The sequence below is a fragment of the uncultured Tissierella sp. genome, from assembly GCF_902479755.1.
Lineage (GTDB): Bacteria > Bacillota > Clostridia > Tissierellales > Tissierellaceae > Tissierella > Tissierella carlieri.
This window is the reverse complement of record NZ_CABSQO010000034.1, coordinates 1-24,042: the sequence shown is the minus strand read 5'-3', so window position 1 is coordinate 24,042 and position 24,042 is coordinate 1. Positions and strand designations below refer to the sequence as shown.

Genomic DNA, 24,042 nt, shown 5'->3' with positions numbered 1-24,042 from the left:
CCTCCTATTGATTAGAAATTCTTCCGTCTTCAATTCGGATAATACGATCAGCCAATTGGGCAATTTCATTATTATGAGTGATCATTACAATAGTTTGATTAAATTGTTCACTTGTCTTTTTTAGTAATCCTAATACCTCTGCACTGGTTTTGCTATCTAGATTTCCAGTGGGTTCATCTGCTAAAATAATGGATGGTTTGGTTGCTAAGGCTCTTGCTATTGCTCCTCTTTGTTGCTCTCCTCCTGATAAATAATTAGGAAATCTTCGTTTTTTCTCTTCTAGATGTAACAATTCAATTATTTCGCCTATGTATTTTCCGTCGATTGTTTCTCCATCTAGATCTAATGGTAGAACAATATTTTCATAAAGATTTAGTATAGGTACTAAATTATAATTTTGAAAAACAAATCCTACATTTCTTCTTCTAAAAATAGTTAATTCTTCATCTGAGAACTTAGAAATATCCTTGCCAGTTACAATAACTTTGCCAGATGTAGGATTATCTAAACCACCCAACATATTTAATAAAGTTGATTTCCCTGATCCGGAGGTTCCAACAATAGCGACAAATTCGCCTTTTTCTATTCTTATATTCACTCCGTCTATGGCTTTTACAAGGTTAGACTCTTTTCCATAATACTTTTTTAAGTCAATGGTTTCTAATATATCCATATCTGTATTCCTCCTTTTCTTAATCTAACTCTATCAAGTAAATATAACAGAAATATAACAAAAAATATTTTTTATTAAAAAAAACAATACCAATACTAACTTTTCTGTTAGAATTGGTATTGAATATAATCTTTATAACTCATTTGGTAAAAAGATAGAAAAAGTAGAGCCTTCTCCTAGAGTAGAAGATACTTTTATATAGCCGCCTTGTCTCTGAATGATTTCTCGTGATAGATACAACCCAATTCCAACTCCTTCTTCATCACAACCATTTTCTCCCCTAAAAAATCTTTGAAATATTTTTCCGAAATATTCTTCTGATATACCTATACCTTCATCTAGGACATCAATTTTTGTATACATTTCCCATCTGTATACTTTAATTTCCATTTTGGTATTCTCTGGCGAATACTTTATTGCGTTTTCTAATATATTAAATAGTGCTTCTGCCGTCCATTTTTTATCATGTGGTAAAATATAATTTTCTGGACAACTCACAAGAATTTCTATGTTTTTTCTTGCTGCTTTTACTGTAATACCAGATATAGCTTCTACAATTGTATCAAATAAATTGTAGGAGGTTTTATTTAATTGGATTAAACCTGTTTCTAGTCTTGATGATTTAATCATAGATTCTAATAAAAAACCTATTTTATCTAGCTGTCCTTCCATAGATTTTAATAGTTGATCCTTATGTTCTTTGGATATTCTTTCATTTTCTAAAGCTGTTTGTAGCATTTTTAAATTGGTCATAGGTGTTTTTACCTGATGAGAAACATCTGAAATTAGACTTTGTAAGTTCTTTTTTTCTTTTATTCCTCGTAGGGATTCATCCTGCCAAATCTCCCATAATCGTATTATCTTTTTATTAACTTTTGAATCAAAGGTTTCATGTAAAGTCTGTAGCTCATTTAATTTTTTATAATCCCGATTGATTAGATGGCTTAGTGAATCATTGAAGGAACTGATGAATTTCATATACTGATTAACAGATTTTTGTGTGCTGCGATAAAAAATCAACATAATAGTAAAATAAGTAATCAAGGAGAATAATAATAGTTTAATATTATAAAAATAGGAAATTAAAAAAATATGATATATAACTCCTATGATAATGACACTGAGTATTGTAGAAAAATTCCTATTCTTCATAGGCATCTCCTATCCATTGATAACCAATTCCATAGATTGTTTTAATATATTTTTTATCTTTGGTCTCAATCTTTGTCCTAATTCGACTAATCATCATAGTCAAGGCATTTTCGTCAACATATTTTTCATTATTATCCCAAAGCTTTTCTAACAATAGATTTCTTGTAAGAACCATTTTATAATTGATAACAAATAAATATAATAGATTAAATTCTCCAGTAGTCAATTCAAGATTTTCTCCTTGTAACTTAGCGGTTCTATTTGTGAAATTTAATAATAAGTTTCCATCATCATAGATATGTTCTGTATTTTTTTTATCAGTATTCTTTAATAAGATTCCTATTTTCTTAAGAAAAACACTAACATGAAATGGCTTCGTGATATAATCTTCTCCTCCTAATTCATAGCCCTTTAGCATATCACTTTCCATATCATTCGCAGTTAAAAATATAATAGGAGTTGTTATTTTACCTCTCCATATTTTACATAATTCAAAACCACTTCCGTCAGGAAGGTTTATGTCTAGTATAATCAAATCAAAACCATCTTTTGAGAGATAATCTTCTGTAGACTTTATATTATGGGAAGAGATAACTTCATATCCTTCTGCCGTTAAATGGTAGGCTAAGGTTTGATTTAGTAGTTTATCATCTTCTACTAATAATATTCTTTTCATTTTTATTCCCCCCTATCCGATACAGAGCTATTTTAATCATATTATATACCATACTCTATATAACTAAAATAACATTTCTATGCTGTTGTGTAAGATATTGTCCAGATTCTTGTATATATTCCTTATATATTGGATCCATTTAATTGAGATTAAATTAGAACATACACTATATTAATATAATAAATTTGGATAGGCTGTTCCACTATTAGGTGAAAATATAGTAAAATGGAAGAGAATTGAATTTATAAGAAGGATATTGGAGTTATATAACATCTGGAGTTTTTATTATTGAGATAGAGGTATAATAAGGCTATATGGAGTATGTGACAATACTCAATTGTAAAAATATGAAACATCCAATGGAAGAAAGAAAAAATAACTGTGGAGAAGAGGAAGCTATGAGAATTATTATTTCACCTGCTAAAAAGATGAGAATAGATTCTGATGACCTTGGGCATCGTCATATTCCAGAATTTATAAAGGATGCAGAAATCCTGCTTACCTATTTACAGGGACTAAACTATAAAGAAGTGAAATCAATATGGAAATGCAATGATAAAATTGCAATGCTTAATTATGAGCGTATTAGAAATATGGATTTACATAGAAATCTGACACCTGCCATTCTATCCTATGAGGGAATTCAATACCAGTATATGGCTCCCGGAGTATTTGAAGAAGGGGAACTAGAATACATAGATGAGCATTTACGTATTCTATCTGGGTTTTACGGAATATTACGTCCCTTTGATGGTGTTGTTCCATATAGGCTGGAAATGCAGGCTAAACTTATAGATTGGCATTTTAATTCACTATACCAATTCTGGAACGATAAACTTGCTAAAAAACTTTTTTCACAAAGTAAGTGTATTGTAAATCTGGCATCAAAGGAGTATAGCAAATGTATATTCAATTACTTAGATGAAGGAATGAAATTTATTACCTGTGTATTTGGTGAACTAATTAATGGCAAGGTAGTTGAAAAAGGAACCTTTGCTAAAATGGCAAGGGGAGAAATGGTACGCTTTATGGCAGAAAAACGAATTAAAAATGTAGAGGAGATAAAAGATTTTGATAGACTTGGCTACATTTTTAAGCATGAGTTATCTAATGAGAATACTTATGTTTTTATTAAAAATAACAATGAAGGTTAAGCTATAATAGATAGAATATACATTATAGATTGAATTATAATTTGAATAGAAGAGCATTTATGAGCACAACCTTATGATACTTGTAAATACTATGGCTTTTCTGTATAATTGTTCTATCAATAAAAAGATAGATATTATTTAATGGTAGGTGGATTATGGTAAAGAAAAATGATTTAATTGAATTTGAGATAAAAGAAGTAGGTTTTCCTAATAAAGGTAAAGCTGTATTTGAGGAGCATAATATTAAGTTTAAAGGTGGAATAGAAGGGCAAAAGGTACAGGCGAGGGTAAGTAGAAAGAGAAAAGGCTATATTGAGGCTAAACTAGTAAATGTACTTGAAAAATCTCCGCTTGAGACTGAAATATCCTGTCCTCATTTTGGATTCTGTGGTGGCTGTACTTATCAGTCATTATCCTATGAAAACGAATTAAAATTAAAAGAAAGGCAAGTAAAAGCCTTATTTGAACAAGAGGGACTAGATATTAATTTCTTAGGAATAGAGAAAAGTCCAGTAGTTGGCGGATATAGAAATAAAATGGAATATACCTTTGGTGATGAAGAAAAGGATGGTCTATTAGCATTAGGACTTCATCGTAAGGGCAGATTTTATGAAGTAGTTAATGTGGGAAATTGTAATATAGTAGACAATGATTTTACCACAATACTTGCAGCAGTTCTTAACTATTTTCAAGAATTAAATACAACTTATTATAATAAAAGATCCCACTCAGGATTTTTAAGACATTTGGTAGTTAGAAAGGCTTTATCTACGGGAGAAATACTTGTAAATCTAGTAACATCTAGTCAGGGAGAATTAGATAAGGAAGGATTTATAGATAGACTAATCAATCTTTCGACTGTAGGTAAGATAACAGGAATTTTTCATACTACTAATGACAGTTTATCTGATGTAGTAAAGGCAGATAAACTTGATTTACTATATGGTAAGGATTATATCATTGAAGAAATGTTGGGATTGAAATTTAAGATATCGCCATTCTCTTTCTTCCAGACCAATACCTTTGGTGCTGAGAAATTATATTCTATGGTAAGGGAATTTGCAGGAGATATAGATGATAAAATAGTTTTTGACTTATATTCAGGCACAGGTACTATTGCGCAAATAATGGCGCCTGTGGCGAAAAAGGTAATCGGTATTGAGATAGTAGAAGAAGCAGTAGAGAAAGCTTGTGAAAATGCAAAGCTAAATAATTTAGATAATGTAGAATTTATAGCTGGGGATGTACTAAAGGCTGTAGATGAACTAAAGGAAAAACCAGATTTAATAGTTATAGATCCACCAAGAGATGGAATTCATCCAAAGGCTATAAATAAGATTATAGATTTTAATCCAGAAGTATTCGTATATGTATCTTGTAATCCAGTTACTTTAGTAAGGGATTTAAAGGTATTTATTGAAAGAGGATATAAAATAGAGAAGGTTAAATGTATGGATCAGTTCCCGAGAACTCCTCACGTTGAGTGTGTGGTAAGACTATTGAAAAGTTAGTCTACATGATGCAACTAAGAATAAATCTAGTAGTATTAGCAAACAACATTAGTATATTAGCCAAGTCCATGAAACAAGGAAAAATTCTAATTGTTTTTTTCTACAGTAATTTTACACTATCTACAGGTTGTTCTAAGTTGCATTAATGTTGTAAAAGTAATTATATATTATTATAAATAATTAGCAATTGGAAAGGGTTTTCAAAATGAAAAAATTATTAAGGATGTATTCATATTTGATACAGCCAACTATATATAAGATTACATCAAGGGCATTTTTAGGAATTACTTTTTCACTACTTTGGAATCATTTTACAAATAAGAATGAAACATACATAATGGTTGAAAAAGCATTCTTTTTTGTGGGAGTTGTTCTATTAACTATGGCATGGTTTAGCTATCTAAAGTTAGATGGAATTAGTATTGGCATGGCAAGGAAGGGTAACAAGGGAAAAGATAAGTCAGGGCATCAATCAAAGAACATAATTGACTTTTTAGAAGAAGATGTTACAAGTGACGAGCTTGAAGAAGAGGATGAAATATTATCAGCAATGATAGCTAATATTTTTACAGGGATTTGTTTTTTAATTCCTTCAATAATCGCTATATATTTATAAATGATTGTTGGTTTTCAAAAATATAAAATAAAAAACTAGATAGATTATGTCTATCTAGTTTTTTATAGCATAAGGATATTATATAAAATTTATCAATTAAAATATAAATTATCATAAATGAAATTAAATATACATCTGAACTAATAAAATTAAAACAAATATTTATGAATAACTTAAATTAGTGGATATGGAATTTTGGGGGAGTTATGTAATTTATTGGCATTTATAAGAGTGTTAAGCCATTTCAAATCTGATTGACAATGTAGATTGTTTTTGATAAACTATTTTCAAAAGTATAATCAATGTTCAGAATATTACCAATAACTTTTATTTTCCAAATAGTAAATATCCACATCAAAATTATGGTAAAATGAATGATTATATTTTGTTACTTTTTTATTAAAAAAAGGGGGAAATATTATGAAAAAGTCAAAGTTCAAGTTATTATCATTGATTTTAGTATTAGTTTTAATGCTTAGTGCTTGTGGCAGTGGAGGTTCAAAGACTACTGATACTAGTGACAATGGTAGCAACGATGTTGTTAACAATGAAGAACCAAAAACAGCTAAAACTATTAAGGATTTAGTTATATCTAAGGTACAAACCAGAGAACTAGAAACATTCAATATTTTATATAGCCAAAGAGCTGAAGACTCTGAAAACTTGACTAATTTACTTGATCCATTGCTAGAAGTGGATACATATGGTGAATTGGTTCCAGGAATAGCAGAAGAATGGGGTACAGAAGATGGCGGATTAACATGGACATTTAAAATTCGTGATGGCGTAAAATGGGTAGGTATGAATGGTGAGGAAAAAGCAGCTCTTACAGCAGAAGACTTTGCAACAGGACTTGAGTGGATTCTTAATTTCCATAAAAACGATTCATCAAATACATCAATGCCAATTGAAATGATAAAAGGCGCTGAAGAGTATTATGAGTGGACAAAAACTCTTTCGGCAGAAGAAGCAAAAGCTTTAACAGCGGAAGCGGGTTCAAAGTTCCGTGAAATAGTTGGATTAGAAATAGACGGTAATAAATTAGTTTATAAATGTATAACAGAAAAACCATATTTTGATACAGTAGCAACTTATAACTGCCTATATCCATTGTCACAACAAATGGTTGATGAACTAGGTGGAGCAGACAATGTCAGATCTATGAATAATGAAAACATGTGGTATAGTGGAGCTTATACAATGACCCAATATATCCAAGGTAATGAAAAAGTATTTACTAAAAATCCATTATATTGGGACAAAGCAGCAAGTTTATTTGATACAATAACTATAAAAATGGTTGAGTCTCTAGATGTAGCATATCAATTGTATCAATCAGGAGAAATTGACTATGTTCAATTAACAGAAAGTCAAGTAAATACAATAAGTAAAGATAAAAATCACCAATTCTATAACTATTTAGTACCAGACGTACTATCTAAGTACTCATTTCAAATCCATTTTAACTTTAATAAAAATAAAGAAGATGGAACACCTGATACAAATTGGAATACAGCAATTGCAAATAAAGCATTTAGACAAACTTGGTACTATGGATTAAATTTAGAAAATTATTATAAGAGACAAAATCCCTTAGACCCATATATAGGAGAGAATAATTTCTATACCATGAAGGGCTTAGTATATACTTCAGACGGTACAGAATATACAGAATTAGTTAGACAAGAAATGGGCTTACCAGAACTTAATGGAAAGAAAATGGTGAGACTAGATGAAGCAAAAACAGCTGCGTTAAAGAAACAAGCTATGGAAGAATTAACAGCATTAGGTGTTACTTTCCCAGTAGAAATTGATTATTATATCGCAGCAGGTAACCAAACTGTTTTAGATACAGCTAACGTATTAAAACAAATATTCTCAGAGAGCTTGGGAGATGATTTTGTTAAATTTAATATAAAAACTTATGTATCATCAATAAGAAAAGAAGTTGTACAGCCGCATCTTCACTCAATAGCAATTAACGGATGGGGTGCAGACTATGGTGATCCACAAAATTATCTAGGACAGGAAACCTATGGCAATGACAATGCTTATTATTCAGCAAACTATTCATATATAAATGATATAACAGAAGAGACAGAAGCAAACAAGGAATTACTTGCAGCTTATAAGGAATTTACTAAATTAGTAGAAGCAGCAGATGCTATAACCACTGATCTAGATGCTCGTTATAAGGCTTATGCAAAGGCAGAAGCATACATGCTAGAAAATGCATTTGCTGTACCAGCTATGTATCAGCAGATGGTTGCATTGGCTAAATATGACAACACTAGTAAAATGAATGCCATGTTTGGTATACAAAATGAAAAATTTAAAAATATCAGAACAAATTCTGATGGATACACTACAGAAGAAGCTGCAGCTCTTCAAGATGCACATAATGCAGGTAAGAAATAGGACGGTGACTATATATGGTTAAATATAGTGCTAAAAGACTGTTACAATCTATTGTAACAGTCTTACTAATAGCAACAATAGTATTTTTGCTTATGAGAATGCTTCCAACGGATTATTATTTTACTGAAGAACAGTTGATGAAGTTTACAGAAGAACAGAAAAATGAACAATTATTAGCTGCAGGATTACTAGATCCTATACCAAAACAATTAGTCGATTTTTATGGGAAATTAGTTCGTTTTGATTTTGGGGAATCCCGAAGAATTCAAAATGGTGTACCTGTAGTTAAAATCATATCTGATAGATTTGCTATATCTATGAAACTAGGAATAATGGCACTAGGTATTTCATTAATTACTGGAGTTACAATGGGTATGATGCAATCAAGGTTTAAAGATAAACTAGGAGATCATATTGGTACAACCTATACTATTTTCGCTAATGCGGTGCCGCCATTGGTATCATATTCATTGATCTTAATATTTGGTACAAGACTATTAAAATTACCATCGATGTATTCTACAAGAAATCCAGGACCATCAAGTATATTACCAGTTATATGTTTATGTATAAGTAGTATTGCATGGTGGGCACTATGGACTAGAAGGTATATGGTAGATGAAATAAATAAAGATTATATAAAACTAGCAAGAATAAAAGGAATGTCTACTAGAAAAATAATGGGCAAACATATACTTAGAAATGCATTTGTACCATTGGCACAGTATTTGCCAATGTCATTTCTAACAACCGTAGGCGGTTCAATCCTTGTGGAGCGTTTTTTCTCTATACCAGGGATGGGTCCTTTATTAATTGATTCAATAACTAGATATGACTTAAATGTTGTCCAGACAGTAACTATTTTATATGCAACTCTAGGTATATTAGGTGTATTTTTTGGAGATATACTTATGATGTTAATTGACCCAAGAATTACACTTACCAGTGAAGGAGGTTCTAGATAATGACTGCTCATATTAAAACATTAGAAGAAGAAATAATAAATGAAGATGAGCTTTTTCACTTTGTAGAGTATTCTCCGGAAGCTGCAGAAAAAATTGGATATTCAGATTATTCCTATTGGAAGTCTGTATTTCAGAACTTTTTAAAGAAAAAATCAGCAGTAATTTTAAGTTTTATATTTTTTGCATTGGTAATATTTTCTTTTATAGCTTTAAGAATAGGCAAATATGATTATGCATCCTTAGTTCCAGATACTACAAAAGGATTTTTTAGCCCAAACTCTGAGTATTGGTTTGGGACAGATAACTTAGGCCGTGACTATTGGTCTCAAGTTTGGTATGCTTCTCAGATATCTATTAAACTAGCTTTAATAGTTGGCTTAGGAGAGTGTATATTAGGTGTTATTATTGGCTGCCTATGGGGATATGTTAGAAAATTAGATAGATTTTTTACAGAGTTGTATAATCTAATAAACAATGTTCCAAATATAATATATTTAACCTTAATTGCACTTATGGTAGGACAAGGCTTTTGGATTATGGCATGTTCTCTTATTGCATTTGGTTGGTTAGTAATGGCAAGAAACGTACGGAACCTAGTTATGATTCATAGAGATAGAGAGTATAATCTTGCATCTAGATCATTAGGTACACCTACATGGAGAATTTTATTAAAAAATATTCTGCCACAATTAATAAGTGTTATTATACTAAGATTGGCATTGTCAATACCACAAACAATTGCCACAGAATCAATGTTATCATACTTGGGACTCGGGCTTGATATAAATACACCTTCATTAGGTATATTACTTAGAAATGCTAGAACATTCTTCTTGGATTATCCATATTTATTGGCATTCCCAGCAGCTATTGTATCTATTATTTCTATAACATTCTATCTTTTAGGAAATGCGTTTTCTGATGCAGCAGATCCAAGAAATCATGTATAAATTTAAGAACAGGAGGAAGAATCAATGGCAAAAAAACTAATTTTATCCGTAAAAGATGTTGAGATTCAATTTAGTTTACGTGGACAAAAATTAAAAGCAATCCGTAACTGTTCTCTAGATTTATATGAGGGTGAAACATTAGCAATTGTAGGAGAATCAGGTTCGGGAAAATCCGTATTTACAAAATCTTTTGTAGGTATGTTAGATGCCAATGGTAGTATTACCAATGGATCTATTATGTACAAAGGAGAAGATATTTCAAAATATAAGACAGAGAAAGAATGGCTTAATATTAGAGGTAAAGAGATAGCTATGGTAATGCAAGATCCTATGACTTCCCTTAATCCATTAAAGGTTGTAGGAAAGCAGATTCAGGAAAGTATAGAGTTGCATCAAGGTTTAAGGGGAGAAGATGCTAAAAAGATTGCAATTAATATGTTGGAGAAGGTAGGAATTGATGATCCAGAACGTCGTTATAATCAGTATCCACATGAATTTTCAGGTGGTATGAGACAGCGTGTAGTTATTGCCATAGCAGTAGCTTGTCTTCCCCAAATATTAATTTGTGATGAGCCAACAACGGCTTTAGATGTTACAATTCAAGCTCAGATATTAGATTTAATTCGTAGTTTACAAAGAGAATTCAATATGACAGTTATATATATAACTCATGATTTAGGCGTTGTAGCCAATGTAGCTGAACGTGTAGCAGTTATGTATGCTGGTCAGATAGTAGAATATGGACTTATAAATGAAATATTTTATAATGCATGGCATCCATATACTTGGGCGTTATTGTCATCACTACCTCAGTTAACTGTAAAAGGCGAAGCATTGCCATCTATAGAGGGAACTCCACCAAATTTATTCCATGAAATAAAAGGTGATGCATTTGCTCCTCGTAATAAAAGAGCATTAGCAATAGATTTTGTAAAGGAACCACCATTCTTTAGTGTATCCGAGACTCACAAGGCAAAAACTTGGTATTTAGATCCAAGATCTCCAAGGATAGAACAGCCAGAGACTATTCAAAGATTACGTGCTCATAGCCATAATATAGGGAGGAGTTAAAGGATGACAGAAAGAGAAAAATTAATTGAATTAAAAGATTTGCAGATAACATTTGGAAAAGGGAAAAAGAAATTTGTAGCAGTAGATGATGTTAACTTTCATATTTATAAAGGTGAAACTTTTTCCTTAGTAGGGGAGTCAGGCTCTGGAAAAACTACCATAGGTCGTGCTATATTAAGATTAAATCCAACATCATCAGGTGAGATTTATTTTAAAGGGCAAAAGATAAATGGCAAAATTTCTAAAGAATTAGATGAAGAAGTTATCAGAAAATGTCAGATGATATTTCAAGATCCTATGGCTTCTCTAAATGAAAGAGCAAAAGTTGAATATATAATATCAGAAGGATTATTAAATTTTCGTCTATATAAGGATGATAAAGATCGGGCAGAAAAGGTTCAAAAAGCATTACTTGAAGTAGGTCTTTTGCCAGAGTTTGCTTCTCGATTTCCACATGAATTTTCAGGTGGTCAAAGGCAACGTATTGGTATAGCAAGGGCATTAGTTATGGAACCGGAGTTTATAGTAGCAGATGAACCCATATCAGCATTAGATGTTTCTATTCGTGCACAGGTTCTTAATTTACTAAATGAACTTAAAAAAGATAAAGAATTAACATATTTATTTATTTCTCATGATTTATCTGTAGTACGTTTTATATCTGATAGAATCGCAGTTATAAGTAAAGGTAGAATAGTGGAGTTAGCAGAATCTGAAGAATTATTTAGACATCCTTTACATCCATATACAAGAGCTTTACTATCAGCAGTACCACAGCCAGATCCAGAAATAGAAAAGAATAAAAAGCTAATTGTTTATGATCCGTCAGTTCATGATTACTCTGTAGATAAACCAATTTGGGAAGAAATTATTAAAGGACATTTTATCTATGGAAATCAACGTGAACTTGAACAATATAGAAGAGAAATTGCTATAATGGATGCAATATAGAATAATATTAATGATTTTAAATACACCTTAGAAAGATAGATATCTTTACTAAGGTGTATTTTTGTGTATTCATTAGAAATAAAGAGTTCAATGATTAATAGTGGTTCTATTGGAGCTGCTTGAAGTTTTATTGCGTGCAATTGACCGCTAAAGTAGTAAATGAAGCACAGCAAGGATAGAAATCTATTGAGTAAATCCAATTCAATATTGCTTTCTAAATGAATATAAATTAAACTAAAGGTATGTAGCATAACTGCACTTGATAATCATTCAACAAATATGTTTAAAAAATATAAAACAAATAAAAAGGGAGGGAGTTACCAAGGAATAGAGACATTACAAAAATGTTCAAATTATAGATTTTTATAAATCTTTGGTAGCAATAAAATGAATAGAAAGTTATTTGATAAAACGAGAACAAGGTTATTAGGATTAATAGCTTTTATTGCAACTGGAGGGGGATTGATTATCTCAACAGCAGCTAATGAAGAAAACTTTTATAAGACAGAAATTTTAATAATTTTTGGATGTTTCTTTGCTATAAGTTTAGCGGATCACTTTAGAAAATTGATAGAAAGAGACGACAAAAGTAGGGTTAATAAAAGAAATTTATATGTTCTGATATGTTCATTTATAGGGGTTACTTTAACATGGTTTATAAATCATAAAATGGGATACGGAGCAGTTATTGCTAATGGATTAGTAGGTGTAATGGCTGCTATATTTCTTCCAAACGACTTGGCTGGTATAACATATACATCATCCTTTGTTGGGATGAGTTCATTGGCAGTAATACCTTCTATGGCAGCAGCTGCACTAGGAAGTTTGATAGTAGGACTAATTCTTTTAGCTACTGCGGAAATTTATGCAGGCATCGGTGGAAAAGGTGGAACTACCGCAGCATTGTCTACAATAATTACGAAAGCAATAATGAGAATTTTTAGTTAGGAGGTATTACATGGAGGAAGTGATTATTTTAATAATATCAATAGCTGCAGGCATGGCTACTTATATAGTATCCAATATTTTAAAGAGAGGAGCGGTTATTGCTTCAGCCATCATAACTTTGGTGTCGGGGCTTATGCTTCCCTATTTTTTTCCTTTAATGGGTGGTGTATTGGCAACAGCTGCAGCCTGTTCTTCTTATGCTGGAATGATTTCCGTTGAAAATGCATTAAATCTTTTGGAAATGGCTGTAATATCTTTAATGACAGGAATATTGTTTATAGCAGCTAGAAGTGCATATGCAGGTATTGGTGGAAGGCTCGGTACAATAGCCGCTATATCATGTTTTGCATGGCTGGGCTTTAAGAAGGTATTTGTAGGGATAGATGAATAGTCTGAGAGCTAAATCTTTGTTATATAAAGTCTGAAGTGCAAATGGTAAAACGGAGGGAGCAATTTATGAAGATTAATAAAACAAAATTAATAGCATATTGTGGGATGATAGCCTTGTTAGCTAGCTTGATTGTAGGTTTATTAGGATTTTCATACAGCACCAAAGAAATGGATAATATTAAAAATCAATTGTTAAAAAAGAATGTTGAAAATAATATAAATTTAACAATGAAATATATCAATAACTCTTATGGTACATTAACTCAAGGAGATGGAACTTTACTTGATAGTGATGGTAACAGTATAGAAGGTAGATTTGGAGTGGTAGATACTGTATTAGAAGATTTAGGAGATAAGTCTTCTATTTTTGTTAAAGTTAACGATGACTTTAAAAGAATTTCAACAAATATTATGTCTGAGGAAAACGAAAGGGCAATAGGTACATTCTTAGGTACTGACCATAATGCATATCAAACAGTAATGAATGGAGAGTTATATATAGGGGAGGCAGAAATACTAGGTGAAAGCTATTATACGGCTTATCAACCGATAAAAGATAAAAATAATAATATAATAGGGTTATTGTTTGTAGGTACACCAACAAGAATATTGGATAATATTATAAAAGTACATGATGCTACAATGAGTAAAATCAACATATTAATTATTGTATTAAGAGCTATTTCACTAGGTTCATTAATTGCATTGGCCAGTGCATCTGTAAGGGATAGAGAATTAGATGGGCAGGACTTAGCAAAAAGATAGAATAAATTAAGATAATAGTTAGCAAATTATAAAGTTAGTATAAACTATATCTACTGTTAATAGTTTATATAACTTTTATCATTATAATCCATTCCTACGATGCAATAATCTGGTTTCTGATTTTCTTCCAATATAATATCATCTGTTTTATTGATAAATAAAAAAATGATTGAAAATATGACATTGCAAGAATTGAAAGGGGTTTCCATGAACTGAAATGAAATACATATCCTGAAGAAGCAGATGTACGTCTCATATCAGGAATGTCCAAGAACACGAGAGTAGCGAAATGTGATTGGTAACATTCTACGGCGGAGAGTATAATTCTGATGACGTATTATGGCGACAAGAAGAAATAAGGTGGCAAACAAATGAATTTCTTTCTCTATATTAAAGAGAACTTATATCCCATGTAAGGAGGATAAGTATGAAAAACTTTCAAAGAAAAGACCTAATGTTTTCATTATGCGGTTTGAATTGCGAACTTTGTACTATGAAATTGGATAATTACTGCCCGGGTTGTGGTGGAGGTGCAGGTAATCAGGGTTGTGCTATTGCCAGGTGCAGTTTACAGCACGGAAACATTGAATACTGCTATCTTTGCCATGAATATCCTTGTGAAAAATATAAAGGCATAGATGAATTTGACTCTTTTATTACCCACCGCAATCAGCTTAAAGATATGAAAAAAGCGCAGAAGATAGGTACAGAGCAATATAATTCTGAATTAATAGAAAAAGCTGAGATACTAAAACATTTGCTCGCAAACTATAACGATGGACGTCGAAAAAGCTTTTTTGGTATAGCTGTAAACCTTTTAGATTTGCATGATCTGAAAAATATTATAGAACAAATCAATTCCAAGACCGCATATGAAAATTTAACGCTAAAAGAAAAAGCAAGTGTTGCAGTAACAGTTTTTCAAACTGTTGCAGAACAGAAAAATATTGTCTTAAAGCTTAACAAAAAGCATACAAAGAAGTAATATATTTCAGTAACAAATATTTGATTAATGATTAAATAGGCTAAGCCTTAGGTTTCTTAAGACCTATAGACTTAGCCTATTTTTTGAACACAAGGGGACGGTTATTGTGTGTTAATTTTTGTATTATCAAAATTGCCCTTTTGATTTATCTGGAAAAGAAGTAATATGTAGTTTCACTATTGACTTGATTCAAATGACACAAGAGAAACGTCCTCTTGTGTCCCTAACAGGTCAAATTGTTATCGAAGGAGTTGAATATGGTCAGTTTGATGAAGCGGAAGTAGAAGCAAATCCATACGAAGAAGAGCCTGTAATTACAAAGAAGAAAACTCGTAAAGGATATTCAAGAGAAAAGGCTTTGATTAATCTTCCAGAAGAAGATAGAGTATTGAAGGAGATAAAATCTGTAAAATTGATGGAGATAATTTACACTATGCAGGAAAGAAGTATATGCGTAGTGAAATTGAATATATCCCTGCAATCATGAAACTTGTACATATCTATGAAGAAAATTGTGAATGTAGAATCTGTCGTAAAGAAGAAAGAACATATCTTAAACAAGCTAAAGCAGATACTCAACTTCTACAGCATTCCATGGCATCACCATCTAGTGTTGTGTGGACTATGTACCAGAAATATGTTAATCATGTTCCTTTATACCGTCAAGAAAAGGACTGGCAAAATCTCGGAATGGAAATCAAAAGGAGCACACTATCCAATTGGATAATTAAAACATCAGATGAATGGTTACATAAAATAGCCATAAGACTCCATGAAGAGCTTCTTAAAGACAATTATCTACATGCTGATGAAACTCCCATTCAAGTAATGAATGAAGAAGGTAAGAAAAATACCGCAAAATCATACATGTGGGTATACACAACAAGTAGCCATAGCAGCAAGCAGATTCGGATTTTTGAATACAGTTCTGGTCGTGCAGGTGTAAATGCAGCAGACTTCCTAGATGGATATAATGGATATCTCCATACAGATGACTATAAAGGTTATGGAAAGATAGAAGGGGTTACTAGATGCCTCTGTTGGAGCCATGCTAGAAGATATTTTACAGATGCTATTCCAAAAGACATAAAAAGTCCAGAAGCAACATTACCAACACAAGGTTTGGCATATTGCAATAAACTTTTTGAAATCGAAGAGAAACTAAAAAATTTATCACCAGAAGATCGTAAAGAAGAGCGCCTTAAATTGGAGAAACCAGTATTGGAGACTTTTGGGTCATGGGTTGATTTAAATATAAATGGAGTATTGGCAAAATCTAAGATTGACCAAGCTTTACAATATGTAAAAAATCAACAATCTAGCTTAATGACATATTTGGAAAATGGGAATTGTGAAATTTCAAACAGCCTTGCAGAAAACAGCATACGCCCATTCACTGTGGGAAGGAAAAATTGGCTTTTCGCAGGAAGTCCAAAAGGAGCAACAGCAAGTGCAACAGTTTATACTCTAGGAGAAACAGCAAAAGCAAATGGATTAAATCTTACAACTTTTACTTGCTGCATTACCTAAAGATAATATTCTAATAGATAATTTACTTCCGTGGAATCCGCAAGTCCAAGAAGTGTGTAAAATTAAATAAATTAGATAAAATATGAATGCAGCCATTTAGATGTGATATTGGCTACATTCATTATATATACATGTGATTATTTATCGCTTACTTTTAAATCTTACAAATAAAGAAAAAGCAAGCCTTAACAGACTCGCTCTTTTTTTTAAGAGCTGTTGTTTTTACAACAACTCCTTTATATTTATATATTGATCAAAAATTTTATAAACTACGCTTAATTAACAACTAGCGGTAACAATAGTATTAATAGTTAACGGCTTTTTGTGGAAGATAGTTGGCTCACTAGCAAGCTGAACCGCCACCGCCGCCACCACCGCCGCCACCACCGCCGCCACCGCCGCCACCTCCGCCTCCGATGCCTCCGCCTCCGCCGCCGTCGAAGCCACCATCACTTGACATCGGACTAATTCCAGAACCTGGTAGGGAAGTAAATAGCTTGATAAAATCTAAATCAATATCCATAAGGTCTCCTAAATTAATATTATCCATTACTTAACCTCCTTTTTGTAATAAATACAACTTACTTTAGGTATAGCTAAACAACTTTTACATACATTTACGTAGACACAATCATTACATAAATAATTTTTAAAAGATAACTTGTGTCTTTTGCCAGAAAAGAAGCTATCAATGTTATTATATGTTGTATCTATTTTCCGACAATTAAAAATATTAAATTTTTGATCAACTATATATATATCCTTAGTTCCTGTACAGTTTATACAGTCCTTTTTCTTTAATATTTGGTTCATTACATCATCGATTAATATATTATGTTCAATAAAAAAAGGTATCCATAAATGCTCTTTAAAGCTATAAAAAATTTTAGGCACTAATCTATTTTCTTGGTTAAAATAAAAATGTGATTTATCGCAAAACACCTTATTAAGATAATCAATATTCTTTTCAAATAATATAACTAAATCATCTTCTGTTAAGACATTTTCTAAATCGGAAGCACTCCAATACCTTCCCCATGTAAAATCATCAATAATAAAATTTTCATTTAGCAAGAAATCGAATAAGGAAATTATTTCTTGGTTATTCTTTTTTGATGCGGTAAAATGAATACGTACCATAGAATTGTTTTCTTTAAGTAATTGTATTCCTTTTAAAGCTGTTTTAAAACTTCCTTTACCGCGTATATAATCATTAGTTTGTTCTAAACCATCTATGCTCAACATAATATCGTTACTATTATTTATTACGCTTTCTATGCGTTCCCAATTATTGACTATCTCATTAGGATTGCATTTAAGCCCATAAGTAACATTATTTGTAAGACAGAAGTCAACTAAGGCATCAATTTGAGGATATAGTAAAGGATCTCCGCCTATAAAATCAACTTTTAGTTTTTTATTAAGACGAGTTGCTAAATCTTTGCTTTTTAAAATAAAATCACAACATTCTTCAAAATCTATATCGCCCATTGTAGGAATTTCATGGAAATAGCAATGAGTACATTTATTACCGCATCTATTTGTAATATGGATTTGGAAATAAAGTAAATCAGAAAAAAAATTGTCTCTATCCAAAACCCATTTATTTATGTATAGTTTTAGTTTCTTATCTAAGTCTAGTATCATTTTCACCCTCACAATCTATAAATACTAAATTAATAAAACACTTAAAAAATAGATAATTATATGTTAAAATATATAATAATATAGTATAGCACAAAAATCCTTAAAACAAAAGAAGTTTATAGTGCATTTTTATAGGACTTGGATATTCCATAAAAAATTAATTGATAATAAAAAGAAGCATATTATGATTATTAATCATGATAAATTAAAATTAAAGGGTTGATCTTGAGTGAAACATTTTAAAAATTGCCTTAATTTCTTAAAGACGATTTGTAATATTAATATTGTTTATTTTATTTTTACATGTATTTGCATAACTTGTATGAGTATTGTAAATATTAGTGCTGCATATATAATGAAGAATATAATATATACATTAAACGATAAAAACAAGCTTTTGTATTTTATTTTCTTATTTATAATTATACAACTTCTATTGATAGTTTTTAAACATACTTGTGAATATCTTAAGTTTAATTATAAAGAAAAATCCAGCATAGAAATTTTCAAAAAATATTTACAAAAGTGTTCAGATACTGACTATAGTAAATTTGAATATTCAAACACCTACGATATAATTCAAAGAGTTGATGTTTTTATAAATACTAGGCTAAATGACTTAGTAGAGGGTATTTTCTCATTATTTGAATCATTGACTGCAATTTTACTAAGCATCTTTATAATAATAAATATTGATTTTAAACTTATTTTTATATTATTTATTTTACCGTTTATTTCTATTTTTTACTTTAGGGAAATCAATAAAATAGAATATCAATATTTGCTAAAAAATACTGTGAAAAACAGACAAATTATTTATTATACTTCTTTATTGACGAAGGATTATTTGGTTAAAGATTTAAAAGTACATAATTCTAATAATTATATATTAAAGAAAGCATCACTTTTTAAAAAGGATTTATTTAAAGAAAAAAGAGACCTAATATCAAAAAAAATAAAGCTTGAGATTTCATTTCAACTCATATACTTATTTTTTATTGTTATGTTTTTATTTTATTTTATTTATGAGAGTAATGATTCTTTTGATGCTGGTTTTTTAGTTTTTTACTTCAGCATAATGAACATATTAAACAATAGTACTATGTTATTTTCAAGGTCAGTGGTTTCATTTGTTAAAAACATTCCTTATATAAATGATTATTATTCAATGTTTGAGTATTCAAAAGAACATGGAGAGAACATTTCTAGAATAGATTCAGTTGAATTTAGAAATATAACATTCACATATCCAAAATCTAGTAAACCTGCATTAATAGATGTATCTTTTTATTTGAAACGAGGAATGCCCTTAATAATCAAGGGAGTCAATGGTTCTGGGAAAAGTACTATAATTAAATTACTTTCAGGACTTTATACGGAATATAGTGGTGAAATTTTGATTAATGGGGTTGATTTAAGAAACATTAATAAAGCAACTTTTAGAAACAATATTTCTGTTCTATTTCAAGACTTTAATAAATATGAATTGACTGTTCTTGAAAACTTAAGTTTAAACAATAATAATTTAGAATATATAATACCTCAAGTAAAAGCTATTACTCACATTACTGGTGTAGAAAAACTAATAAATAGTATGAAATACAACTATCGCCAACAATTAGGGAACTGGTTTGATGGTGGAATTCAACTATCTGGTGGACAATGGCAAAGGCTTGCCCTTACACGTGCATTAATTAAAGATGCTGAATTACTGCTGTTTGATGAGCCTACTTCTATGTTAGATGATGAAGTTACGAAAAAATTTTTTCATAACTTAGATGATATATGTAAAGATAAGTTCTGCATCATAATAACTCATAGAGATATCCTTAATGAGAAAATGCAAAAAATAACATTACATGGAGGAAAGATAATTGAAGAATATTAAATCAAAGGGTTATATACTTGTACATGAACATTTATTTAACCTCTATCCATATTCCAAAACAGAAGAGAATACCAAATATGCTTTGAAATTACTAGATAAGGTATCAAAATATAATATAGATTATATTGTAGACTTAACCCCTTATGCTAGTTTAAATAAATACTTAGATATTATTGACAATTCTCCAGTTGAAATTATATGCTGCATAGGGTTCTATTGTGGTCGTCAAGTGAAAGCAAGTGATAAAAGAAAAACTGTTGAAGAGCTATATCAAAGCCTAAGAAATAAATATATAAAAGGGATTAGTAATAGAAAAATTAAACCAGGGATAATAAAGATTGCAACTAACTCAAGAAACCAACTTAAAGATTATGAGTGTAGATTTATCAACGCAGCTATTAAATTAAGTAATGAGTTTAATCTTCCTATTGCATTTCATTGTCCAAATAATACATATGATCATTTTTGTGAACTTTTAAAAATGGGTGTGAATCCTAGATTACTAATGATATGTCATTATGAAAAACAATATAATAAACTTAGTAGTGAGCAATTTATTTCAGAGGCGTTAACAATTGCAAATAGCGGAAGCTTTTTACAGATAAATGATTTTGGTACAGTACCAAAATCAAAGAAAACTAAAGCAATAATGAAATTTGTTGAGTCACTCATTATTGAAGGATACACAAAAAATATATTACTAAGTTCTGACTGTAATTGGAAGTGGAAAAATGGTTCTCCTTGTTTGAATCAGGGTAATTTAAACTTAGGATACAACTATTTGTTTGAATACACAATCCCCCTATTACAATCCATAGGTATATCAGCCAGAGATATTACTAATATACTTGAAAATAACCCAAGAAGATTACTAAATATAATAAGCTAGAGATTGTTTATTTTATAATTAAATTAATTCACAATATGATCATATTATGAATTATCAAAGATTTTGATATATATAGAAATTAAAATAAAAATAGTTAGTTACAATGAAGCTATTTTATGTGGGAGGGTATAGTATGAAAAAATTAGAAATAAGTAATATTGAAGGATTGCATAACGAACTTTATTTTCCTGTAGATTTTGAAAAACTTACTAATGTTAACGATAGTTCATATTTTTTTAAAAACTTAAATACTTTTTTTTGGAAAGAAATATTAAGTGTAGACTTTATTAGAAAAATTCTTAAAATAATGGATAAATCTGAAATTAACGAACTTAGTGTTTGGGAAAAAGCAGTATTATATAATAAAAAAAACTTTGAAAATAATGTGTTACACTCTTTAAAACAATTAGTATCGTTCCAAGTAACTCAAGAAGAACTATTTTATGCACTTGAAACATTAACTTTATATTGCAATTTATTAAGCAAATATTATTTCAATCCAACTTTTATTTCTATACAGGAAGGTATCATAGGAATTGATAACTCATTTAGTAAGTTGCTTGCACAGGTTAATGAAGATAACGAGTGTAAAAAATTCTTAACTAACTTTATTTCTCCGTATTTACAAGACGTAGATTTTATATGGATTAACGGCACTTTAAAATACTCTAGTTTACTAGTTATTAAATTGCTAAGAGAAATAAATAGTGAACTCTTTGTTGGATTAAAATCACATGATTCTGAATATTTCTCATATAATAAAATAGAAGATTATTTGCAAACAAATAACGATTTTTTTGAATATATAGATTGTATTATACTAGATAGTAGTAATAAAACTGTAGAGTTAGTAGAGGAAAATTTTAAAAATTATGATAAATTAGAGTATATATCAAATATTATGTTCAAGAATAAAAATAATAATAAGATCCAAAAAACAACCCCCAAAAAGATAATATATAGTACGAATGATTTTATTAGAATGCCATATGAACCGAATACAGAACAACGATTCAATATTTCGAAAATAGTGAATATGCGTATCTTTGCTAATAAAAGCTGTTATTGGCACAAATGTGCATTTTGTGGAATAAATAAAAAATATAAATATCAATTTAATGACGCAAATGAGACTTTTGAAGATGCTATTACAATCATTAATAGGTTTTATAATATAGGGTACAAATATTTTTGGTTTGAAGATGAAGCAATTACTAAGGAAGATTTAATTGATTTTGGAGTACAACTTCTAAATAGAGAAATCAGTATACTCTGGCAAGCTAGAACAAGATTCGATAATTTTTATAGTGCTACTGATTGTCAAGTATTATATAATGCTGGATTACGAGAAATTAGATTCGGCTATGAATCAGGCGATAAAGATGTATTAGTAAGTATGAATAAGTATCCAGAAGATTTTGACTATGATATAGTAGAACATAATATAAAAATATTTTCTGAATCTGGTATACATGTTCATTTACCTACTATATTAGGATTTCCTACTGAAACAGAAGAAAAGAAAAATAAAACAATTAATTCTTTATTGAGTTACAATGAACAGTATGACACTACATTTAACTTAAATAGGTTTTTATTAGATGTATCATCAGATGCTTTCAAATACTTTTACAGATATAATATTTATGAGCTTAATATTCCTTGTACATATAATGATTTTTTAGGAAACTTTGCTAATTATAACTACTCAAGTGATATGATTAAACTAGATAACGAAAGAAATACAGTGATGAAAAATACATTATATCCATGGATGCCAAACACAAGCTTATTATCACCAATAATTTATTATAGACTAGCAGAATCATTAAGAATGACTTTATTATGGGCAGCAAATAGTAATAATAGCGACACCCTTAATGACTTTACTCCAAAATACGAATTGAATAAAAATATTTCAATTATTGAAAATGGATACATAATAATATATATTTGGGATAATCACTGTATAGTTAAATATGATAAAGATACATTTCAAAAAATTAGCAGTATGGATATAAATAATCTTCCTCCTAATGTTTTAGAGCAATCTATAAATAAAAAAGTTATTATATAATATCAAGGTGAATTAATATAAATTATGGCCTTCCGCCAATGAATTATACCATAAAAGTAGGCAGAAGTAAAACTACAAATTAAAGGAAAGAAGGTTATAAAGACAAGCATCTTGACTGAAAGGCATCTACTTTAATATAAACCCAAAAGACATCGTTAAATGATAAGCGTCCAATAAAAGATGCATTGTAAGCGTCTAATAATCTCATGGATTTAAAAGTATGATGTAACATGAGATGATATCCCTAGGACACAAGGGGACGGTTCTTGTGTGTTAATTTTTGTATTACCAAAATCGCCCTTTTGATGAAGCGGGAACTTTTAATAGTGATGTTAGAAGTACGTGACTTTAGTCATATGAGGTTCACAAATATGTGTAATCATGTTATAATACTTTTAAATAATAGAAAGGAGAGTTGCAAGATGGGTGTTATTATAGTAAGAATCCGCAATTTAGTTATTAAATAAAACTAAATAAAATTAATATAAGGTAAATTGCCTAAAATTTAGGCTCTATTTATCGCGCCTTATATTAGTGGATTCTTGTAATGAAAACCCATGCAGCTAACTATATTTTATATTATAATTTCTTATATTCTCAAAAGGGATATCTTTGCGCCTTTTTATAATGGCTAAATAGCCGTAATTTACCAAGGGGCAAATTTATCATTTGATATAAATTTTTGAACAACAGAATATCGTTAAAGTTAGGAGAGCTATAGATGGATAGGTTGTAAGCGGTCAATAATCCCATGGATTTAAATGCATTAAGAATCATGAGATAATA

The 24,042-nt window shown here is 30.0% G+C and carries 22 protein-coding genes; 17 read left to right on the top strand and 5 right to left on the bottom strand.

Annotated features, from left to right (window positions below; translation table 11 throughout):
* Nucleotides 1-4 precede the first annotated feature (4 nt).
* The 3 genes from RDK80_RS15620 to RDK80_RS15610 form a co-directional block, all read right to left on the bottom strand.
* On the bottom strand, nt 5-673 hold the full coding sequence (locus RDK80_RS15620; RefSeq protein WP_308524823.1) for an ABC transporter ATP-binding protein: 669 nt from the start codon (nt 671-673) through the stop codon (nt 5-7).
* A gap of 132 nt (nt 674-805) precedes the next feature.
* The gene (locus RDK80_RS15615; protein ID WP_308524822.1) at nt 806-1,825 is read right to left on the bottom strand and encodes an ATP-binding protein; all 1,020 of its coding nucleotides are present in this window, start codon (nt 1,823-1,825) and stop codon (nt 806-808) included.
* The gene (locus RDK80_RS15610) at nt 1,815-2,501 is read right to left on the bottom strand and encodes a response regulator transcription factor (RefSeq protein WP_094901269.1); all 687 of its coding nucleotides are present in this window, start codon (nt 2,499-2,501) and stop codon (nt 1,815-1,817) included. The genes RDK80_RS15615 and RDK80_RS15610 overlap by 11 nt, the downstream gene beginning before the upstream one ends.
* Before the next feature lie 314 nt (nt 2,502-2,815).
* On the opposite strand from RDK80_RS15610, the gene yaaA reads away from it, so the two are divergent.
* The 14 genes from yaaA (at nt 2,816) to RDK80_RS15540 (ending at nt 16,755) form a co-directional block, all read left to right on the top strand.
* The gene (yaaA, locus tag RDK80_RS15605; RefSeq protein ID WP_308524821.1) at nt 2,816-3,655 is read left to right on the top strand and encodes a peroxide stress protein YaaA; all 840 of its coding nucleotides are present in this window, start codon (nt 2,816-2,818) and stop codon (nt 3,653-3,655) included.
* A gap of 155 nt (nt 3,656-3,810) precedes the next feature.
* Nucleotides 3,811-5,166, top strand: coding sequence for a 23S rRNA (uracil(1939)-C(5))-methyltransferase RlmD (gene rlmD / locus RDK80_RS15600; RefSeq protein ID WP_308524820.1), 1,356 nt, complete (start codon nt 3,811-3,813; stop codon nt 5,164-5,166).
* A gap of 205 nt (nt 5,167-5,371) precedes the next feature.
* Nucleotides 5,372-5,782 carry a hypothetical protein gene (locus RDK80_RS15595; RefSeq protein ID WP_308524819.1) on the top strand — a complete coding sequence of 137 codons (411 nt, stop codon included), beginning with the start codon at nt 5,372-5,374 and terminating at the stop codon, nt 5,780-5,782.
* A gap of 420 nt (nt 5,783-6,202) precedes the next feature.
* Entirely contained in the window at nt 6,203-8,200 is a 1,998-nt protein-coding gene (locus tag RDK80_RS15590; protein WP_094901275.1) for an ABC transporter substrate-binding protein, read from the top strand.
* A gap of 14 nt (nt 8,201-8,214) precedes the next feature.
* Entirely contained in the window at nt 8,215-9,165 is a 951-nt protein-coding gene (locus RDK80_RS15585) for an ABC transporter permease (protein WP_094901277.1), read from the top strand.
* Nucleotides 9,165-10,115: an oligopeptide ABC transporter permease OppC gene (gene oppC / locus RDK80_RS15580; RefSeq protein WP_094901280.1), complete on the top strand. Its 951-nt coding sequence runs from the start codon at nt 9,165-9,167 to the stop codon at nt 10,113-10,115. Before RDK80_RS15585 ends, oppC begins: the two co-directional genes overlap by 1 nt.
* A 24-nt stretch (nt 10,116-10,139) precedes the next feature.
* A complete protein-coding gene (locus tag RDK80_RS15575; protein WP_094901282.1) occupies nt 10,140-11,186 on the top strand; it encodes an ABC transporter ATP-binding protein in 1,047 nt (348 codons plus the stop codon).
* 3 nt (nt 11,187-11,189) lie between these two features.
* Nucleotides 11,190-12,137: an ATP-binding cassette domain-containing protein gene (locus tag RDK80_RS15570; protein WP_094901284.1), complete on the top strand. Its 948-nt coding sequence runs from the start codon at nt 11,190-11,192 to the stop codon at nt 12,135-12,137.
* Nucleotides 12,138-12,524: 387 nt separating this feature from the next.
* Nucleotides 12,525-13,085 (top strand): hypothetical protein, encoded by a 561-nt coding sequence (locus tag RDK80_RS15565; RefSeq protein WP_201259823.1) that lies wholly within the window; start codon nt 12,525-12,527, stop codon nt 13,083-13,085.
* Between the two features lie 10 nt (nt 13,086-13,095).
* Nucleotides 13,096-13,476, top strand: a complete 381-nt coding sequence (locus RDK80_RS15560) for a hypothetical protein (RefSeq protein ID WP_256311346.1) — start codon at nt 13,096-13,098, stop codon at nt 13,474-13,476.
* A gap of 65 nt (nt 13,477-13,541) precedes the next feature.
* Nucleotides 13,542-14,240, top strand: a complete 699-nt coding sequence (locus tag RDK80_RS15555) for a Cache 3/Cache 2 fusion domain-containing protein (RefSeq protein WP_308524818.1) — start codon at nt 13,542-13,544, stop codon at nt 14,238-14,240.
* A 427-nt stretch (nt 14,241-14,667) separates the two neighbouring features.
* Nucleotides 14,668-15,225 (top strand): DUF3795 domain-containing protein, encoded by a 558-nt coding sequence (locus tag RDK80_RS15550; protein ID WP_308524817.1) that lies wholly within the window; start codon nt 14,668-14,670, stop codon nt 15,223-15,225.
* Between the two features lie 118 nt (nt 15,226-15,343).
* A complete protein-coding gene (locus tag RDK80_RS15545) occupies nt 15,344-15,712 on the top strand; it encodes a hypothetical protein (RefSeq protein ID WP_308524816.1) in 369 nt (122 codons plus the stop codon).
* Entirely contained in the window at nt 15,676-16,755 is a 1,080-nt protein-coding gene (locus RDK80_RS15540; protein WP_308524815.1) for an IS66 family transposase, read from the top strand. The genes RDK80_RS15545 and RDK80_RS15540 overlap by 37 nt, the downstream gene beginning before the upstream one ends.
* A gap of 343 nt (nt 16,756-17,098) precedes the next feature.
* Here the strand turns inward: RDK80_RS15540 and RDK80_RS15535 are convergent, their stop codons facing one another.
* Both RDK80_RS15535 and RDK80_RS15530 read right to left on the bottom strand, forming a co-directional pair.
* Complete coding sequence (locus RDK80_RS15535; RefSeq protein ID WP_308524814.1) at nt 17,099-17,305, bottom strand: hypothetical protein; 207 nt, start codon at nt 17,303-17,305, stop codon at nt 17,099-17,101.
* Entirely contained in the window at nt 17,305-18,402 is a 1,098-nt protein-coding gene (locus RDK80_RS15530; protein WP_308524813.1) for a radical SAM protein, read from the bottom strand. Before RDK80_RS15530 ends, RDK80_RS15535 begins: the two co-directional genes overlap by 1 nt.
* 322 nt (nt 18,403-18,724) lie before the next feature.
* Between RDK80_RS15530 and RDK80_RS15525 the strand changes: the two genes are divergently transcribed.
* The 3 genes from RDK80_RS15525 (at nt 18,725) to RDK80_RS15515 (ending at nt 23,256) form a co-directional block, all read left to right on the top strand.
* On the top strand, nt 18,725-20,290 hold the full coding sequence (locus tag RDK80_RS15525) for an ABC transporter ATP-binding protein (protein WP_308524812.1): 1,566 nt from the start codon (nt 18,725-18,727) through the stop codon (nt 20,288-20,290).
* Nucleotides 20,277-21,179: a TatD family hydrolase gene (locus RDK80_RS15520; protein WP_308524811.1), complete on the top strand. Its 903-nt coding sequence runs from the start codon at nt 20,277-20,279 to the stop codon at nt 21,177-21,179. Before RDK80_RS15525 ends, RDK80_RS15520 begins: the two co-directional genes overlap by 14 nt.
* Nucleotides 21,180-21,312: 133 nt before the next feature.
* Complete coding sequence (locus RDK80_RS15515) at nt 21,313-23,256, top strand: hypothetical protein (RefSeq protein ID WP_308524810.1); 1,944 nt, start codon at nt 21,313-21,315, stop codon at nt 23,254-23,256.
* The last annotated feature ends 786 nt before the right edge of the window (nt 23,257-24,042 follow it).

What these genes read in the sequence shown, in the direction of transcription:
- RDK80_RS15535 (WP_308524814.1), bottom strand. Translation starts at nt 17,305, where the DNA reads ATGGATAATATTAATTTAGGAGACCTTATGGATATTGATTTAGATTTT.
- yaaA (WP_308524821.1), top strand. Translation starts at nt 2,816, where the DNA reads ATGGAGTATGTGACAATACTCAATTGTAAAAATATGAAACATCCAATG.
- RDK80_RS15515 (WP_308524810.1), top strand. Translation starts at nt 21,313, where the DNA reads ATGAAAAAATTAGAAATAAGTAATATTGAAGGATTGCATAACGAACTT.
- RDK80_RS15555 (WP_308524818.1), top strand. Translation starts at nt 13,542, where the DNA reads ATGAAGATTAATAAAACAAAATTAATAGCATATTGTGGGATGATAGCC.
- RDK80_RS15525 (WP_308524812.1), top strand. Translation starts at nt 18,725, where the DNA reads ATGAGTATTGTAAATATTAGTGCTGCATATATAATGAAGAATATAATA.
- RDK80_RS15550 (WP_308524817.1), top strand. Translation starts at nt 14,668, where the DNA reads ATGAAAAACTTTCAAAGAAAAGACCTAATGTTTTCATTATGCGGTTTG.
- RDK80_RS15570 (WP_094901284.1), top strand. Translation starts at nt 11,190, where the DNA reads ATGACAGAAAGAGAAAAATTAATTGAATTAAAAGATTTGCAGATAACA.
- RDK80_RS15590 (WP_094901275.1), top strand. Translation starts at nt 6,203, where the DNA reads ATGAAAAAGTCAAAGTTCAAGTTATTATCATTGATTTTAGTATTAGTT.
- RDK80_RS15575 (WP_094901282.1), top strand. Translation starts at nt 10,140, where the DNA reads ATGGCAAAAAAACTAATTTTATCCGTAAAAGATGTTGAGATTCAATTT.
- RDK80_RS15610 (WP_094901269.1), bottom strand. Translation starts at nt 2,501, where the DNA reads ATGAAAAGAATATTATTAGTAGAAGATGATAAACTACTAAATCAAACC.
- RDK80_RS15595 (WP_308524819.1), top strand. Translation starts at nt 5,372, where the DNA reads ATGAAAAAATTATTAAGGATGTATTCATATTTGATACAGCCAACTATA.
- RDK80_RS15615 (WP_308524822.1), bottom strand. Translation starts at nt 1,825, where the DNA reads ATGAAGAATAGGAATTTTTCTACAATACTCAGTGTCATTATCATAGGA.
- RDK80_RS15540 (WP_308524815.1), top strand. Translation starts at nt 15,676, where the DNA reads ATGCGTAGTGAAATTGAATATATCCCTGCAATCATGAAACTTGTACAT.
- RDK80_RS15530 (WP_308524813.1), bottom strand. Translation starts at nt 18,402, where the DNA reads ATGATACTAGACTTAGATAAGAAACTAAAACTATACATAAATAAATGG.
- RDK80_RS15620 (WP_308524823.1), bottom strand. Translation starts at nt 673, where the DNA reads ATGGATATATTAGAAACCATTGACTTAAAAAAGTATTATGGAAAAGAG.
- oppC (WP_094901280.1), top strand. Translation starts at nt 9,165, where the DNA reads ATGACTGCTCATATTAAAACATTAGAAGAAGAAATAATAAATGAAGAT.
- RDK80_RS15585 (WP_094901277.1), top strand. Translation starts at nt 8,215, where the DNA reads ATGGTTAAATATAGTGCTAAAAGACTGTTACAATCTATTGTAACAGTC.
- RDK80_RS15565 (WP_201259823.1), top strand. Translation starts at nt 12,525, where the DNA reads ATGAATAGAAAGTTATTTGATAAAACGAGAACAAGGTTATTAGGATTA.
- rlmD (WP_308524820.1), top strand. Translation starts at nt 3,811, where the DNA reads ATGGTAAAGAAAAATGATTTAATTGAATTTGAGATAAAAGAAGTAGGT.
- RDK80_RS15560 (WP_256311346.1), top strand. Translation starts at nt 13,096, where the DNA reads ATGGAGGAAGTGATTATTTTAATAATATCAATAGCTGCAGGCATGGCT.